The organism is Kordiimonas sp. SCSIO 12603, from assembly GCF_024398035.1.
In the GTDB taxonomy this organism is placed as follows: Bacteria; Pseudomonadota; Alphaproteobacteria; order Sphingomonadales; family Kordiimonadaceae; genus Kordiimonas.
Window position 1 is genome coordinate 3,293,734 of the sequence record NZ_CP073748.1, and the last position, 17,250, is coordinate 3,310,983.

14 protein-coding genes are annotated in these 17,250 nt (G+C 45.4%); 12 read left to right on the forward strand and 2 right to left on the reverse strand.

Going from position 1 to position 17,250, the window contains the following annotated elements; all coding sequences use genetic code 11:
• Nucleotides 1–8 precede the first annotated feature (8 nt).
• Nucleotides 9–2,153: an excinuclease ABC subunit UvrB gene (uvrB, locus tag KFE96_RS15455; RefSeq protein ID WP_247016698.1), complete on the reverse strand. Its 2,145-nt coding sequence runs from the start codon at nt 2,151–2,153 to the stop codon at nt 9–11.
• A gap of 288 nt (nt 2,154–2,441) precedes the next feature.
• Between uvrB and KFE96_RS15460 the strand changes: the two genes are divergently transcribed.
• From KFE96_RS15460 to KFE96_RS15515, 12 genes are all read left to right on the forward strand, one after another.
• Entirely contained in the window at nt 2,442–3,158 is a 717-nt protein-coding gene (locus KFE96_RS15460; RefSeq protein ID WP_255833443.1) for a TorF family putative porin, read from the forward strand.
• 333 nt (nt 3,159–3,491) lie between these two features.
• Nucleotides 3,492–4,694, forward strand: a complete 1,203-nt coding sequence (locus tag KFE96_RS15465; RefSeq protein WP_255833445.1) for a pyridoxal phosphate-dependent aminotransferase — start codon at nt 3,492–3,494, stop codon at nt 4,692–4,694.
• A 10-nt stretch (nt 4,695–4,704) separates the two neighbouring features.
• Nucleotides 4,705–5,652: a DUF5700 domain-containing putative Zn-dependent protease gene (locus tag KFE96_RS15470; protein WP_255833446.1), complete on the forward strand. Its 948-nt coding sequence runs from the start codon at nt 4,705–4,707 to the stop codon at nt 5,650–5,652.
• Nucleotides 5,653–6,510, forward strand: coding sequence for a DMT family transporter (locus KFE96_RS15475; protein WP_255833447.1), 858 nt, complete (start codon nt 5,653–5,655; stop codon nt 6,508–6,510).
• Between the two features lie 75 nt (nt 6,511–6,585).
• Nucleotides 6,586–6,867 carry an autorepressor SdpR family transcription factor gene (locus tag KFE96_RS15480; RefSeq protein ID WP_247016707.1) on the forward strand — a complete coding sequence of 94 codons (282 nt, stop codon included), beginning with the start codon at nt 6,586–6,588 and terminating at the stop codon, nt 6,865–6,867.
• Nucleotides 6,860–7,519, forward strand: a complete 660-nt coding sequence (locus tag KFE96_RS15485) for an SdpI family protein (RefSeq protein WP_255833448.1) — start codon at nt 6,860–6,862, stop codon at nt 7,517–7,519. Before KFE96_RS15480 ends, KFE96_RS15485 begins: the two co-directional genes overlap by 8 nt.
• Before the next feature lie 90 nt (nt 7,520–7,609).
• Nucleotides 7,610–8,056 (forward strand): Dps family protein, encoded by a 447-nt coding sequence (locus KFE96_RS15490; protein WP_255833449.1) that lies wholly within the window; start codon nt 7,610–7,612, stop codon nt 8,054–8,056.
• 136 nt (nt 8,057–8,192) lie between these two features.
• Complete coding sequence (locus KFE96_RS15495; protein ID WP_255833451.1) at nt 8,193–9,395, forward strand: dipeptidase; 1,203 nt, start codon at nt 8,193–8,195, stop codon at nt 9,393–9,395.
• A gap of 24 nt (nt 9,396–9,419) precedes the next feature.
• Nucleotides 9,420–9,848 carry a hypothetical protein gene (locus KFE96_RS15500; RefSeq protein ID WP_255833453.1) on the forward strand — a complete coding sequence of 143 codons (429 nt, stop codon included), beginning with the start codon at nt 9,420–9,422 and terminating at the stop codon, nt 9,846–9,848.
• An 89-nt stretch (nt 9,849–9,937) separates the two neighbouring features.
• Complete coding sequence (locus KFE96_RS15505) at nt 9,938–13,255, forward strand: S41 family peptidase (protein ID WP_255833454.1); 3,318 nt, start codon at nt 9,938–9,940, stop codon at nt 13,253–13,255.
• Between the two features lie 160 nt (nt 13,256–13,415).
• Nucleotides 13,416–14,768 (forward strand): MFS transporter, encoded by a 1,353-nt coding sequence (locus KFE96_RS15510; RefSeq protein ID WP_255833455.1) that lies wholly within the window; start codon nt 13,416–13,418, stop codon nt 14,766–14,768.
• Nucleotides 14,769–15,369: 601 nt separating this feature from the next.
• Nucleotides 15,370–16,539, forward strand: a complete 1,170-nt coding sequence (locus tag KFE96_RS15515) for a sulfatase-like hydrolase/transferase (RefSeq protein WP_255833456.1) — start codon at nt 15,370–15,372, stop codon at nt 16,537–16,539.
• Here KFE96_RS15515 and KFE96_RS15520 read toward each other — a convergent pair.
• A complete protein-coding gene (locus KFE96_RS15520) occupies nt 16,536–17,177 on the reverse strand; it encodes a TetR family transcriptional regulator C-terminal domain-containing protein (RefSeq protein ID WP_255833457.1) in 642 nt (213 codons plus the stop codon). The genes KFE96_RS15515 and KFE96_RS15520 overlap by 4 nt on opposite strands.
• Between the last annotated feature and the right edge of the window lie 73 nt (nt 17,178–17,250).

Here is a 17,250-nt window from a genome sequence, read left to right on the forward strand (position 1 = left end):
CATTCCCCCTAATACATTTTCCGGTGGCTTTTAGCCTTCTTGGTTCGTGTTCCCGGTTTACCGCCTAAGGAACGTCCCTTTGGTTTACCGTGTGATGTACCGATGCCCAGCTCGCCAGCCTCAAGTTTTTTCACTTCATCCCGCAGACGTGCAGCTTCTTCAAACTCAAGGTTCTCAGCAGCCTCTTTCATTTTCGCCATAAGCGTTTCGATATGCTTCTTAAGGTTAGAGCCAACCAAATGCTCGGCATCATCGCCAATATCCACGGTCACGTAATCGCCCGAAGAAACATGCTCCAGAATATCGCCTACATTCTTCTTCACTGTAGTTGGTGTAATGCCGTGCTCAATATTATATTCAGTCTGTTTCTTACGCCTGCGTTCTGTCTCTGCGATCGCCTTTTCAAGCGAACCTGTAATTTTATCTGCATACAAAATAACACGACCCTCTGCGTTCCGCGCCGCGCGACCAATGGTCTGAACAAGCGATCGTTCAGAACGGAGGAATCCTTCTTTGTCTGCATCTAAGATAGCCACAAGTCCACATTCAGGAATATCCAGCCCCTCACGCAGAAGGTTAATCCCCACGAGCACATCAAAGGCACCAAGGCGAAGATCACGAATAATTTCAATCCGCTCAAGTGTATCGATATCAGAGTGCATGTAGCGCACCTTGATACCGTTTTCATGGAGATATTCTGTAAGATCTTCCGCCATGCGTTTGGTCAGTGTCGTTGCCAGTACCCTCAGGCCTTTCTCCGCCATCTTACGGGCTTCATGCATCAGGTCATCCACCTGACTTTCCACCGGACGCACGTCAATTTCAGGGTCGGTCAGACCAGTAGGCCGAATAACCTGCTCCGCGAACACGCCATCTGTGCGTTCAAGCTCCCAATCACCCGGTGTTGCAGATACATAAACCGTTTGCGGGCGCATCGCGTCCCATTCATCAAACTTGAGCGGTCGGTTATCAACACAGCTTGGCAAGCGGAAGCCAAATTCTGCAAGTGTACCTTTCCGCTTAGCATCTCCTCGGCTCATACCGTTAATTTGCCCCACAGCAACATGGCTTTCATCCACAAACAGCAGTGCATTTTCAGGAATATATTCAAACAGCGTTGGTGGTGGATCACCTGGATTACGGCCTGTTAAGTATCGGCTATAGTTCTCAATACCCGCACAGGCGCCTGTTGCTTCCATCATTTCCAGATCAAAGGTGGTGCGCTGATCAATCCGCTGGGCCTCAAGGAAACGGTCGTGGTCCTGATAATACTTCAATCGCTCTTTAAGCTCTGACTTAATTCCCTTAATAGCCTGATCAAGGGTTGGGCGCGGGGTTACATAGTGGCTGTTCGCGTATATTTTAATTGCTTCTAGCGACTGCATCTTCTCGCCAGTGAGCGGGTCAAACTCAACAATCTCCTCCACTTCATCACCAAACATCATGAGGCGCCATGCCCGGTCTTCATAGTGACTTGGGAAAATATCGATCGTGTCCCCGCGCACCCGGAAGGTACCACGCTGGAAGGCTGCATCATTGCGGGTATACTGCATGGCTACAAGACGGCGCAGCAAATCCCGGTTATCAATCTCATCACCAGCTTTGATACCAAAGGTCATCGCGGTATAGGTTTCAACCGAGCCAATACCATAAATGCAGGACACTGATGCCACGATGATCACGTCATCTCGCTCGAGGATTGCCCGCGTCGCTGAGTGGCGCATCCTGTCAATCTGCTCGTTGATGGTGGCTTCTTTTTCTACAAACGTATCGGTGCGCGGCACGTAGGCCTCCGGCTGATAATAATCATAGTAAGAAACGAAATATTCCACAGCGTTGTTTGGGAAGAAGCTTTTAAACTCGCCATAAAGCTGCGCAGCCAGTGTTTTATTGGGGGCCAAAATAAGTGCTGGGCGCTGCGTTTCTTCAATAATCTTTGCAACTGTGAAGGTCTTACCTGACCCAGTTACACCGAGCAGCACCTGATCCTGCTCCCCTTCTTTAATACCATCTACCAATTCACCGATTGCTGTGGGCTGATCACCCGCCGGTGTGAACTCAGAAACCACCTCAAACCGCCTGCCGCCTTCGGTTTTTTCGGGGCGTTCAGGACGGTGCGGAACAAAAATATTCTGGTTCACAGGCTGCGACATAGAGCTTTCCAAACAGGTACAGAGAGAATCGTTTCCATAATGTGCCTTGTTCGCTTTTTGTTTTCAAGAAAGGCGCCTGCATATCAGGTACACTTACTGACAGAAAGTGTCATTTGAAACTTTATTGCCTTGAATGCACACAATTTAATCAATGGTTATTATTTAATCATTTTTAAATTATAAAAATTACTATATTTAAACTTTATCATTTAAAATCAATTACTTATTTATTTAAAAAAACTGGCACACCCCATGCAAAGAAGGAGACAACAATAACGGAGAAACTAAATGTCCATCAGGAAACGTTCACTTAAAGGCGCAGCTTTTTTTAGCGCCAGTTTATTTATTACTACCGCACTATTTTCAGTAGAAGCCAGCGCACAAGATACCTCTTCCCCTTTTAGCTTTTCAGGCAGCGCTACTTTAACAAGTGATTACCGTTTCCGAGGCCTTTCCCTTTCCGATAAAGATTTCGCCATTCAAGGTGGCTTTAACCTCAACCACGAAAGCGGCTTTTATTTGAGCACATGGGGTTCCTCAATTGAAAGCTTCAATGGTTCTGAGCTTGAGCTAGACCTGTATGGCGGGTATGCGGGTAACATTAACAGCAATCTATCCTACAACGTTGGCTTCATCGCCTATCTGTATCCCGGCTCATCCGGTGGTACTGATTACTATGAAACATACGCCTCCATAAGCGGGTCCGCTGACAAGTTCAGCTGGACATTAGGGACCGCTTACGCGTTTGATCAGGATAATATTGGCGGCACCGATAATATCTACATATACGGTAATGCCAGTTACCCGCTCACCAATTCACTCTCCGCTTCAGCCAGCCTTGGCTTTGAAGATGGAGCATTTGGTAACGAAAAATGGGATTGGTCTTTGGGCCTTTCCTACAGTTTCAGCAAATACTCACTATCCGTAAGTTATATCGACACAGCAAATTCAGGCTCGAACTTGGGCGATGCGGGAGTGATCGCGAGCCTGTCAGCATCATTTTAAGGAGAATATATGGGCACATAAACTCTTAGTGGCTACCTGATAAATTCAGGTTTTACCTTCCTGGGTAATATCATATCAGCAACCAACCCTCCCCGGTTTTGCTGATATACAAAGGGTAGACTTCACCCTCCCGAAGCCTATCCACCTTCCTTCCAGGTATTCCGGTTGCACTGGCCACAGCAACCGGAGTGCCAATCCCACCTAAACGAACGAAATAATATTTCAAACCCACAAGATAAAATACATTTTTCTTACCAACTAAGCATTGCCTGAAAGAACCAACAGGCCTATGGTGGCGGCACAATATCCATTCTTTTTTTGGGACGCTTGAAAATGTCTTTTTTGTCTAAATCTCTAGACCGCATTAAACCTTCACCAACCATGGCTGTAACCGCTAAAGCTGCTGAGCTTCGCGCTGCCGGCAAGGATGTTATTGGCCTTGGCGCTGGTGAGCCTGATTTCGATACGCCAGACAACATCAAAGATGCTGCAATTGAGGCGATCAAGGCCGGTGATACGAAATACACGAAGGTAGACGGCACGCCAGCTGTTAAGGCTGCGATTATTGAGAAGTTCAAGCGCGAAAATGGCCTTTCATTCGAACCAAATCAAATCACTGTAAATAGCGGCGGCAAACACACAATTTACAATGCCCTTATGGCAACACTTAACCCCGATGATGAAGTTGTTATCCCAACACCATATTGGGTAAGCTACCCGGATATGACACTTCTTGCGGGCGGCGCACCAGTATTTGTAGAAACATCAATTGATACAAACTTCAAGATGACTCCAGAGGCTCTTGAAGCTGCCATTACACCGAAAACTAAATGGCTAATTTTCAACTCACCATCCAACCCATCTGGCGCTGCTTACACGGCTGAAGAAATTAAGGCTCTTGGTGAAGTTATCAAACGCCACGAACATGTCTGGGTATTTGCTGATGATATCTACGAACATATTGTTTATGAAGGCTTTGAGTTCACAACCTTTGCTGCAGCTGTACCAGAAGTGGCCCACCGCACACTAACAATGAACGGTGTTGCAAAAGCATATGCGATGACAGGCTGGCGTATCGGATACGCCGCTGGCGACCCTGCTCTTATTAAAGCGATGGCAAAAGTACAATCACAAAGCACTTCAAACCCATGTTCAATCAGCCAGGCCGCAACAGTTGAAGCCCTTATGGGCCCGCAAGGTTATCTGAAAGATAGAGCTGCTGTTTTCCAGGAACGTCGAGATCTGGTTGTTAAAATGCTCAATGAGGCAGACGGTATTGAATGCCCAACACCAGAAGGCGCCTTCTACGTATATCCATCCATCGCTGGCTGTATTGGCAAAAAAACTCCATCCGGCAAGACCATTAAAACCGACGAAGATTTCGTAACCTATATTCTTGAAGATTACGGCGTAGCTGCCGTGCACGGAGAAGCCTTCGGCCTGAGCCCACATTTCCGAGTTTCTTACGCAACATCCAATGAAGCTCTTATAGAGGCATGTACACGAATTCAAACTGCCTGTTCAAAGTTAAGTTAAAGGAAAAATAATGAGACATATTTGGGGGGTATTGTTCTCAATTATCGCAGTAACCGGTAATGCAAGAGGCGTCGATTTTGACGCCTCAATGCTTTCGCAGTGTCTGGCGCTCGCGAACGACCCAACAAATGCAGAACTTCGAGAAAAGTTTGAGACACACCCAAACAATCTATTAATGAAAGAAGGCTTACCTGACCGCTTTCAAATCTCATACGAACAAATCAGCCAGCAGCGCGAACGTTTGCAAAACTATTCTGATACACTGCCTTCTCTGAAGAAGCAGTTGGCAACACTATCTGCCGAAGCAACCGAATTTCTAGGCCCTAACGCCATACCAGAAAATTTCAGCATCCGCATTGTATGCGGCGCTCGCTACGACGGATTTGGTTTTGCAAGCGAGGGCAAACAATATTTGTTTATGAACCTTCCCGTGATTTCCGCTGACTTCTTCCCGCATCTATTACGCCACGAACTCTGGCATGTGGGATACCGCAATCAAAATGAAGAAACCGCAAACGTTTATGAAGGTTCGCCCAGTTCCCTTAAAAACCTGAGCTATATTATGCTTAATGAGGGGGTTGGGCATTATTATTCCCTACGCCGCAGGTTGGAGCCCAAAATCGTTTATGATAACTGGCCTGAACGCACAAAAGCATTATTCACTAAGTTTCACGACAAATTCGATCAACTGGTAAACGCCGAAGATACAGAAACGAAAGATGAGCTTCTTTGGACATCTACAGCCGGAGGGCGTTTTTGGGATAAGTGGGGAGCAGTTACCGGCGCCGTAATTACCTACCGCCTGAAACAGAAACTGGGCGTAGAGGTTCTACGCTCATTAATAGCGTCCGGCCCTTGTGATTTTTTAAGTAAATATCATGAAGAGGCTAAACAGATAGAAAATTGGGAGAACATTCCCGATACCCTTGTGCAAACAACCTGTTCGGTCTCAAATTAAATGGCGGCTTCAGATTTCTGGGCTGATCATTTTTCAACTATACTAATCCTGATCTCCGCCCTGTTTCATGCAGGGTGGAGTGCTGCGGTTAAATCAACATCCGACAAATTCTCCATCACATTTATGATGTGTGCCGGAGGCGGTATTCTCTGCCTCCCACTAACGTTTTTTGTACCTTTCCCAACTTCTGAACTGTGGTTTTGGTTAATCATCTCGCTCATCCTTCATGGAGGATATCAAGCAGTACTCCTTAAAACGCTTGAGGCAGGAGACCTAACACATGTTTACCCAATCGCCCGTGGTACGGGACCACTTTTTGTAGCTTTTATAAGTTTCTTCCTGCTTGCCGAAAAACTGACACTGCCAGAATATTTAGCCATCGCTATCATTGTTGGAGGGATATTTCTAACCGGCAGTTTTCGCTTCACCCCGGAAACTCGCAAAGCCACCATACTTGCACTATTCACCGGAATTTTTATCGCAGGCTATTCTGTGATTGATGCAATAGGCGTTAAAACGGCCAACAACCCATTTAGTTTCATTATTTGGTCGAATGTTATTTTTGCCCCTGTCTTCATTGCCGCAGGTCTTAAATCGAGAGGCATAAGAATATTCCAAGACACACTTGCCAACTGGCATATAGGGGTACCTGTCATGATTATCGCTTATACAGGTTATGCACTAGCCCTTCTTGCATATAGACATGGCTCTATTGCCGAAGTTGCCGCCCTTAGAGAAACAAGCATCATATTTGCAACCCTGATCGGATTGATTATCCTCAAAGAATCCTTTTCAAAAAGACGTACCCTCGCTGCAATAATTATTGCCTTTGGTGCCATCATTCTGAAAATTAATTAATAGCGTATCCTTGACATTTTGATCCACGCTCATTATTTCGTTTATTAGCGAAATAACAAATTATAGGCATACAATATGTCAGACGTATTCAATGCACTTTCCTCTCCTGTTCGCAGGGAAATACTGGAAATGCTAAAGGCCCAAGACATGACAGCGGGCGAAATTGCAGACCAATTGGATGTTGGGAAATCAACCCTATCCGGCCACTTCAATGTACTGAAAGCCGCAGATTTGGTTTCCACATCTCGTAGCGGCACCACCATCACCTACAGCCTCAACACAAGCGTGGTGGAAGATTTGCTCACATCTATCGTTGGCCTGCTTTCAAAGAACAAAGAGGGGAAAGAAAATGCTTAAATTACTTAAATGGCCATGGACAATTGCTATCATCACGCTGGCTGCAGGCCTCTATAGCTATTTCCAACTAGATCCATCAATTGAAATTCCAGTCCACTGGAATATCAACGGAGAAGTTGACCGTACAGCAAGTCCTCTTGGTGCTCTGCTCGGTGTACCAGGCACCTTCATCATTGTTTTGCTAATTCTTTCCTTCCTGAAACAGCTTGAGCCCAGACGAGAGCATCTGGAACAATCTGGCAAAGCCTTTCAGGCCATTACTATTGGTGTCTCAATCGTTATTCTTATTGCTCAAGGTATGATTATCAGTGCAGCCTTTGGATACGCGACGATCACCATCAATACACTTGTAGGCGGTATCGGCCTGATGTTTGCTGTAATGGGCAACTATCTGGGCAAATTGAAATCAACCTTCTTTGTCGGGATCAGAACACCTTGGACCCTGTCCAGTGAAACGGTGTGGAAGAAAACCCACCGCCTTGCAGGTAAGCTCTATGTAGTTATCGGGCTTATCGTTATCGCTCTATCTTTCATAGTAGCAGCCCAAGATCTAAGCTATGTACTTATTGCTTTACTTATGCCAGCGGCCTTCTTCCCACTTGGTTATAGCTGGTACATCTGGAAACAAGAGCAAAACGAATTAATCGAATAAAACGATTAATTTCACAAAAATATGTAATTTTACAAATATGTTGGTAGTGGCTATATTTATTTTCAAGGAAACAACGCCGAGGAAATTGAAATGACAAACGCTACCAACATTATCGCAGATGCACTAAAGCCAGTTCTCGCAGAATCTGTACAGCTTTATGTTTTAACTCAGAATGTGCATTGGAACGTTGTGGGCCCACTATTCCAACCAGTTCATGCCCTAACAGAAGAGCAGTATCTTGAGTTAGCGCCAGCGATTGATGAAATCGCAGAACGTATCAGAACTCTTGGCTCAAAAGCACCAGCGGGTCTCGCGGCTTTCCAGAGCCTTGGCAACATCGCTGATGGTGATGAAGACGCAGCAGCCGAAGCAATGGTAAAAACACTTTCAGCGGCGCACCACCAACTTGCAGAACGTATTCGCCCAATCATTGGTCAAGCTGCTGAAGCTGGGGATGAAGTATCTGCTGGCCTCTTAACAGACCGCCTGACAGTACACGAAAAAGCTCAGTGGATGCTGAACGCAATGGTTGCCTAAACTAATTCCCCTCCCTAACTCCCTAGCCCTAAGCCGCCTCTCTCCAAGGCGGCTTTTTCTTTGCTAAGTCTTGCGAGCGCCACATTTATCAGGTAGCGATAAAGGCAATCAAATTCAGTTCTAGGGGGAGCTTATTATGAAAGCCTTAGTAGCAGGCGTTTCAATGCTTGCACTTGCCGCATGTGGCGGAAGCGAGACATCAGAACAAAACCAAAAAACTGAAGCCAAACGGATCGCATTGGAAACTATCGTTATTGATACACATATTGATGTGCCCTATCGGCTTGATAGAAAATGGGAAGACGTATCCCATAGCACCCACGGTGGAGATTTCGACTATAACCGGGCGGTAGAAGGCGGCTTAAACGCACCTTTCATGTCAATCTATACACCCGCAGCCCATGATGGTACTCCAAAAGCCAAAGAACATGCTCTTGAAATGATTGCAATCGTGAACCGCATGGTGTCAGAAGCCCCTGGAAAATATATCGTTGCCAAAACCGTTGCAGATGTAGAGCAGGCCTTCAAAGATGGTAAAATTGCTCTACCTCTCGGCATGGAAAACGGCTCTCCGGTGTCAGGAGATCTGAATAACCTAGATTATTTCTATGAACTCGGCATTCGTTACATCACACTGGCTCATTCGAAAGCTAATCATATCTCGGATAGCTCTTATGACGTAAACCGTCCAAACGACGGCCTTTCCGACTTTGGTAAAGAGGCCGTAAAACGCATGAATGAATTAGGTATTATGGTGGATATCAGCCATGTATCTGACAAAGCCTTTTGGGATGTAATGGAGATCACAAAAACTCCTGTAATTGCTTCACATTCTTCAGCACGGAAATTCACGCCGGGCTTCGAGCGCAATATGAGCGACGAAATGATCAAAGCACTGACCACAAACGGCAGTGTTATCATGATCAATTATGGGTCCGCTTTCATCACCGAAGAGGCTAATCAGTACGGCCCTAAGCGCACTGAGGCATACACAAAATATCTAGCCGAAAACGGCATGACTGCTTCATCGGACCTTCAAGCCGAATTCAATAAAAAGTATGCCGAGGACAATCCGTATCCTTTCGCCACACTTGATGATGTACTTGATCATATCGATCATGTAGTTGAAATCGCAGGTATTGATTATGTAGGAATTGGCTCTGATTATGACGGTGTAGGTGATAGCCTGCCAGAAGGTCTCAAAGATGTTTCTACCTATCCAAACTTGGTCGAAGGCTTACTAAAGCGCGGCTACACAGAAGAAAACATCAAGAAAATCCTGTCTGGTAACCTTCTTCGTGTTTGGCGCACTGTAGAAGCATACGCTGCAGCTAACTAAAACGTATTAAGTAAGGGCGAGTAATTGTTTTTTATCTTTGACTTAGATGGCACCCTCGCCCTTATTGAACACCGCAGGCATTATGTAGAAGGTAAAAAGAAAAACTGGCCCGCCTTCTTTCGCGCCTGCATCCACGATACTCCCAATGATCCGGTTATTGCTACCTTTAAAGCCTTGGTTACTGCTGGCCACCGCGTAGAAATATGGTCGGGCAGATCAGATATAGTCCGCGCAGAAACTGAAACTTGGCTTGAAAAACACGGTATTGCAGCGTCCTTTCTCAAACATATGCGTGCTGACAGAGATTATACACCAGATGATATTCTCAAGCGCAAATGGCTGTTAGCTGAAAAGGAAAAGCCTTCCGCCATTTTTGATGATCGAGACAAGGTTGTAAATATGTGGCGCGAGGAAGGCTTACCTTGCTTTCAAGTAGCGCCTGGCAGCTTCTAAATTACTAAGCCATAGTTTAGGTACATAGTATCTAGCATCTCACCATAGAATTGATAAGGTACTCCCCTAAAATAAGGTAAGGGGATGCTATGAAAACGCATATTTCAAAGGCACTGCTAGTTGCCGGGCTTCTTGGATGTACAAGCCTCAGCGCGACAGCGGCACCAAATAACGATTGGTTTCCGCAGGCGTCAATTTCGCCAGACGGAAAAACCATTCTGTTTACGTATCAGGGGGATATCTACAAAACATCGGTAAAAGGTGGCACTGCCGTTCCTCTTACGGTGAACGAAGCTTGGGAAGGCTATCCAATCTGGTCAAACGACGGCAAAACAATTGCTTTCGCTTCTACCCGCAATGGTGGCTATGATATTTATACAATGCCAGCTTCTGGCGGCACAGCAAAACGCCTGACGTTCCATAGTTCAGGTGACGTACCAATGGATTTTGCACCTAATGATGAATCCATAACATTCCGCTCAACGCGTACAGATGCTGCAAGCAGCAGCTTGTTCCCGCGCGGTTCACTCAGTGAAGTTTATACTGTTTCAGTAAATGGTGGCACACCTGAGATGGTACTGACAACTCCTGCTTCTGAAGCTCAGTGGAACAAAGATGGCTCTAAGCTCCTGTACCGTGAAGAAAAATCACTTGAGAGCGATCTTCGTAAACATGATATATCTGCATTCGCGCGTGATATTTGGGTGTACGACGCCAAATCTGGCGCGCATACGCAGCTGACTGATTTCGTTGGCGGTGATCACAACCCAGTTTGGGGTAAAGGTGGTAAGGTTTATTTCACCTCTGAAGCTAATGACAGCACTTTCAATATCTGGAGCATGAATGAAGATGGCTCTAACAAAAAAGCTGTTACAAATTTCAAACAGCACCCTGTTCGCAGCCTAAGCATTGCCAAAGATGGTACAATGGCCTTTGTGCACCATGGTTCTGTGTACACAGTAAAAGATGGCAAAAGCCCTAAGCGAGTAAAAATTAATATCGCAACGGATGGTCATGGCCGCGATACAGAAACAATCACAGTTTCAAATCGTATCAACGGCTTTTCTCCATCTCCAAACAGTAAAGAAGTAGCTTTTGTCGCTCGCGGTGAAGTCTTTGTAACATCAACAGACTTCCGCACCACGAAACGCATTACCAACACACCGGCGCAAGAACGTTCAGTTGATTTCCATCCGGATGGCAAAAAGCTTGTGTATGCGGCTGAGCGTGACGGCAAGTGGAAACTTGTTGAAGCTTCAATTGCTTCTGAAGACGAGAAATACTTCTTCGCCAGCACAACTATAGACGAAAAAGTATTATTCGATAGCGATAATGAAGCCTTCCAACCGCAGTATTCACCTGATGGTAAGAAGGTTGCTTTCATTTCAGACCGTGATGCTGTGAAAGTTCTGGATATAGAATCTGGTGAAGCAGTTACTGTGCTTAGTGCAGAGCATAACTATAGCTACGCTGACGGTGATATCACCTTCGCATGGTCACCAGACAGTAAATGGCTAACAGTTGATTTCGCAGCCCGCAACCGCATCTTCGTAACCAACATCGCCGTGGTTCCAGCCGATGGCTCTGCAGCACCGCGTGATATCAGTCTTTCAGGTTATCAAGACGGCAGCCCTAGCTGGCACTCAGGCGGTAATGCTGTTCTTTGGTACTCTGCACGCTACGGTCAGCGCGACCATGGTAGCTGGGGCCGTGAATTTGACATTATGGCAGCTTTCCTGAACCAGGATGCTTACGACAAATTCACCATGTCCAAAGAAGAATATGAGCTGATGAAAGAGCTCGATAAAGATAAGAAGAAAAAGGAAGACAAAAAGAAGAAAGAGGAAAAAGAAAAAGCCAAATCTGAAGCGAAAGACGGCGATAAAGCTGCAGATAAGAAAGACGAGAAGAAAAAAGATAAAAAAGACGATGTTAAACCAATTGAAATCGATTGGGATGGCATCGAAGATCGCACGCTTCGCCTGACAGTGCATTCAAGCGATCTGGCAGATGCTGTTCTTACAAAAGATGGCAGCAAGCTTTATTATCTCTCTCGCTTTGAAAAAGGCTTTGATCTCTGGCTTCATGATTTCCGTGAGCGTTCAACAAAGCTGATAACCAAACTTGGTGCAGGGAACGCTTCTATTGAGCTATCGAAAGATGAAAAATCTCTCTTCGTCCTCGCGAATGGTAGTCTTGCTAAGTTCAGCCTGAATGGCGGCGGCGCAAAACGCAAAGGCATCAGCCTGAACGCGACCATGGAACTGAAAGGCGATAAAGAGCGCGAATATTTCTTCGAGCATATCTGGCGTCAGGTTAAGGGTAAATTCTATAACCCGAACATGCACGGCGTTGATTGGGATACAATGAAGGAAGAGTATGCTGCCAAGCTATCGAGCATTGGCAACAACAAAGACTTCGCTCGCATGATGGAAGAATTGCTTGGTGAGCTGAATGCATCACATACAGGTGCATATTATCGTGGTCGTACCGACAATGCAGATAACTCAGCTACACTTGGTCTACTCTTTGATATGACAGATACATCTGGCGCATTGAAGATCACTGAAGTGCTTGAAAAAGGTCCATTTGCAAAAGCATCAAGCGATGTAGAGGCAGGCATGAGCCTTTCTGCGATTAATGGTGTGGCCTTAGGTAATGGTAAAAACCTTCATGAACTACTCAACCATAAATCTGGTGAGCGCGTACGCCTAACATTTACCAAGGCTGACGGTTCAAACTTTGATGAGGTCGTTAAACCAATTCAACGCTGGCAAGAAAACGAACTGATGTATCAACGCTGGACTAAAAAGCGCGCTGCTCTTGTTGAAGAATTATCCGGCGGTCGCCTTGGCTACGTGCATGTCCGTGGCATGAATGATCCTAGCTTCCGTGAAGTATACTCCAATGTACTTGGCAAGAATTTCGACAAAGAAGCAATCATCGTTGATACCCGTTGGAATGGTGGCGGCTGGCTCCATAACGACCTGGCTAAATTCCTGTCGGGCAAGCAGTATCTGAAGATGAAACCACGCGGCAACAAAGTTTGGGAAGGCGACCCACTTGATCAGTGGTTCAAGCCATCCATTGTTGTTATGGGCGAAGGTAACTATTCTGACGCACACGCATTCCCATATACATACAAAGCTCTGGATATTGGTGAAACTGTTGGTATGCCAGTACCAGGCACTATGACAGCGGTATGGTGGGAAACACTGCATTCTGGCGATATCACCTTTGGTATCCCTCAGGTTGGCCAGCTTGATCTCAACGGTAATTACCTTGAGAACCAGCAGCTTGAGCCTGATCATAAAGTGAAGAATGACCCCGTTTCTTCAGCAAACGGTAAAGACCTACAGATTGAAAAAGCTGTAGAAGTTATGTTGAAGCAACTGGATGCCAGATAGGTATCAATTAAGGTAACGACAAAGGCGCCCGCTCATGCTGGCGCCTTTTTTATTGCCGCTACGGCTGCTTATTTCTTGCCTGCATGAAGAAAGGCCCTATCGTCACTTAAAGCCTGGGGAGGCATAGGACTGCATTTGTGCAGCTATGATGGGAGGATTTATGTCGGACACGACTGCAAGCTCACAGCCGAAGATGCTGTCGAGCCGAATGAAATATTATACGCTGGCCATTCTTACGATTGTCTATGCTTTCAATTTTATTGACCGTCAAATTCTCGTCATCTTACAGCCTCTTATTAAAGCAGACCTTGATCTGTCCGATACACAACTTGGTCTTCTTTCAGGCATCGCATTTGCCGCTTTTTACACATTTATGGGCATCCCCATTGCTCGACTGGCCGACAAGAAAAACCGCCGTAATATCATCGCGATTTCCTTAACTATCTGGAGCGGGATGACGGCTATTTCGGGCCTTGCTCAGAATTATATGCAGCTTTTGCTAGCGCGCCTTGGGGTTGGCATTGGTGAAGCTGGTGGTAGCCCACCAGCACACTCTATGATCAGTGATATGTTCAGTCCCAAGAAGCGGGCAACAGCGCTCGCAATATATTCTGCGGGGCTCTACCTCGGCGTAGTAATTGGTTACTCATTCGGTGGTGTTTTAGGTGTAACGTACGGCTGGCGCACAACTTTCATGATTGTTGGTCTGCCAGGTATTCTCTTGGCACTTATTCTTTGGATAACAGTTAAAGAACCTCCCAGAGGGCAATATGACAAAATTGGCGCAGAAGCCCCGCCTTCCTTTATCAATACTCTCCGTTTTGTATTGAAACTAAAAGCTTTTCCATATTTAGCAGTAGGAAGCGCGCTATCTGCCTTTGTCAGCTACGGTGTAAGCAACTTTATGCCAAGTTTTTTATTTCGTTACCACCTATCCGACCTAGCTGCTATGGGCTCTTCCCTTGGCTTCAGTGGTAGCTCAGAGTATGAGATAGCCTATTCCATGATAGGTATCACCCTCGGCCTCGTGGGTGGTGGCGCTGGCATTATTGGTACTTTCCTTGGTGGATACCTCACCGATAAAATCGGGCAAAACGATGCACGTTGGTATATGTGGCTTCCAGGTTTAACGGCTGTGTGCGCTATCCCATTTGCCATCTATGCATTTCACACAAGCAGTGTAGAACTCGTTCTAATCCTAATCTTCATTGTAAACGTTCTAGGTACTCTGTACCTACCACCTGCTATTGCAGTTACCCACCGGTTGGTTACACCAAGGATGCGCGCCCTAAGCTCTGCTATACTCTTCTTCATTCTAAATCTTATCGGCTTAGGCCTTGGGCCGCTGTTCATTGGTATGCTGTCTGATTTTCTTACGAAGATTAACGGTTACGAAAGCCTTCACTGGGCAATGACGATCGGTGCCTGCATCGCTCTCATCAAAGGATTATTATTCTGGATTGCCGGTAGAAATCTCAAACATGACCTACAGCGCATAGAAGGTGGAACTTAAAGGTAGCTTCGGAAATACAGGTTGACGTATTCTTCAACTAGGGGCAAAGCTTTTATAGAACAATAAATTAGCAGTTAGCCTCTGGTTTAGGATCATTATGCCGCGCGAGAAAAGACAACACAGCTACTTTGAATTTATCATCATTAGCTTGTTGATTTTCATTGCTTCAATGCAAGCTTTTGAATGGTCACTCGCGGGTATAATACCTATTCTCCACTCAGTGTTTTTATTATCAAGCTACCTGCTTGTTCGGCTTGTATTAGGCCGCCTTCATCCCTTTATAGGCTCAAGTATTTTTGCTGTCTCTGTTTTGCTTCTAATCACTGAGATATCAATCTATCAGTTCACAGGTCTGCATCTAAACAGGTTTGTTCTGTCACTCCTGTTTCAACCCGATGCCAGCAATCAAACCGGCATTTCAGGGAACTTACTCTTTTTAGGAATTTCCATCATTTTCCTGATATGCCTTTGGCTCAGCCGAAAATTACTTAAACCCTCTTTTGTTCTGAAAGGCCGACTATTAGCAATATCGACAGTCATTTCACTGGCGTCTGCTCAATTCACTTTTGGCATTTTGTTTTTCCATGGGCAATCCGACGCTATGGAGGTGAAACGGGAACTCCCCTTTTTCGCGGTCACACCTTCTTATTACACCAGAAAATTTTTTGGCCTGTTTTGGGAACAAACACCGGAAACACCGTTTGGTTATAAGCCCCAAAATTTTGCGAAACGAGATAACTCACCTGGCGTGTCAATCACCTTCAAACGCCGCAAAAACATCCTCTTAATAGTCACCGATAGCCTTCGTGCTAAAGATATTAAGCAGGACCCGACCCTAACACCAAACCTTAACCACTTCTTTGAAAATGGCTTCACTTCCTATGACCATCTAGCAACTGCAAACTGCACCCATTTCAGTTTCTACAGTATGCTATCAGGAAAACTTGCTACCAGCTTTGGCAACGCCAGACGGAGTGGTGGATCAAACAGCCTCATCAAAACTTTCGCAAACAACGGTTATAAAACCTCATCGAGTGAAGCCACTTCTCTTGATTGGTATGATGTTTCTTCCATTATATTCGCGGAGGATACCAATAGGGTAACTTGGGATGAAGATACTGATGACCTACGTAATGATACTCAGGTTACCAAGAACACGATAAAAACACTGAAGGAATATGCGAAAGACAATACACCTTTCTTTCATCTCTCCTATTACTACGGCAATCATTTTCCTTATCTTAGTGAAACAGACACTACAGATTTAACGCTCAAGGAACGTTACCTCGCAAGCATCCGGACATTTGATACTCAGATAGGTGAGATACTCTCATATATAAACACCAGCGGACTTGCAGATGACACAGTTGTCATTGTTACTTCGGACCATGGGGAAGAGTTGCGAGAAGGTGGTATTATGGGGCATTCGGGGCGTCTATCAGACGAACAGGTTTATGTACCATTTTGGCTCTCAGGCTTACCTCAAAATTACTTTCAAAATATCAAAAGTCACATTGATCTACATTCCACTATTTCAACTTTCATGGAAGGTAGAGACGCCAGAGTGAATAACAGCCCAATCATACTTACTAACTGCGATTATGATTTCCCAAGCGCTTTCGCCGTATTACGTAAAGATAGCCGCAATGATTTTCTGTATGACCACGGGTACCTAAGCCCCATGCAGAAAAGAAATACCGAAATAACAAAAAAGCAACAGATTGAAGATGCCAATCTGTTGCTTGGAATAATTAAGGGTTCAGAAAACTAGCCAGCAGTTTTCAAGCTGTTTGCCACGATAGAGATGACGGTTTTCTTGGCATCTTCAAACATATCGTCAGTAAGTGGCTCGCCATCGTTCATAGCATTAATCTGTGCTTCGAAATCCGCATAATGCTGGGTGCTACCCCAAATCATGAAGAACAAGTATCTGGCATTGATTGATGCCATTTTGCCTTCAGCAATCCAGTTTTGGATAATACTTTCTCTACTATCCAACCAAGGCTTCACTATCTTGGTAAGATAGTCCTGCAAGAATGGGGCACCACTGGCTATCTCAATAGCGAACAAACGTGAACCATGAGGCCGTTTTCTAGCCAAATCCATTTTTGATGAAATATATTTTTCAAAAGCGACTAAAGGTTCTACTTCTTCATCAAATAAATCAGCAGCATGAAGCCACATCGAGCACACTTCTTCGATGACTCTTCTATATAGATCTTCTTTTGCACCAAAATAATAGTAGATGTTTGGTTTTGGTACGCCGGCTCGTTCCGCAATCAGGCCAACACTTGCACCCTTAAATCCTTTTTCCGCAAACACCGTTTCTGCAGCGGCTAAAATTTTTGCTTCGTTTTCTCTGCGAATATTCGCTTTATGGCCTGTCCCTTGGCCTTTTTTAACACTCATATCGTCCTCTCGCCGTATCCCTTCGGCATTCGGTAACTGATGTTTCCCCAAAACAAGCGCGCCCGAGACGATA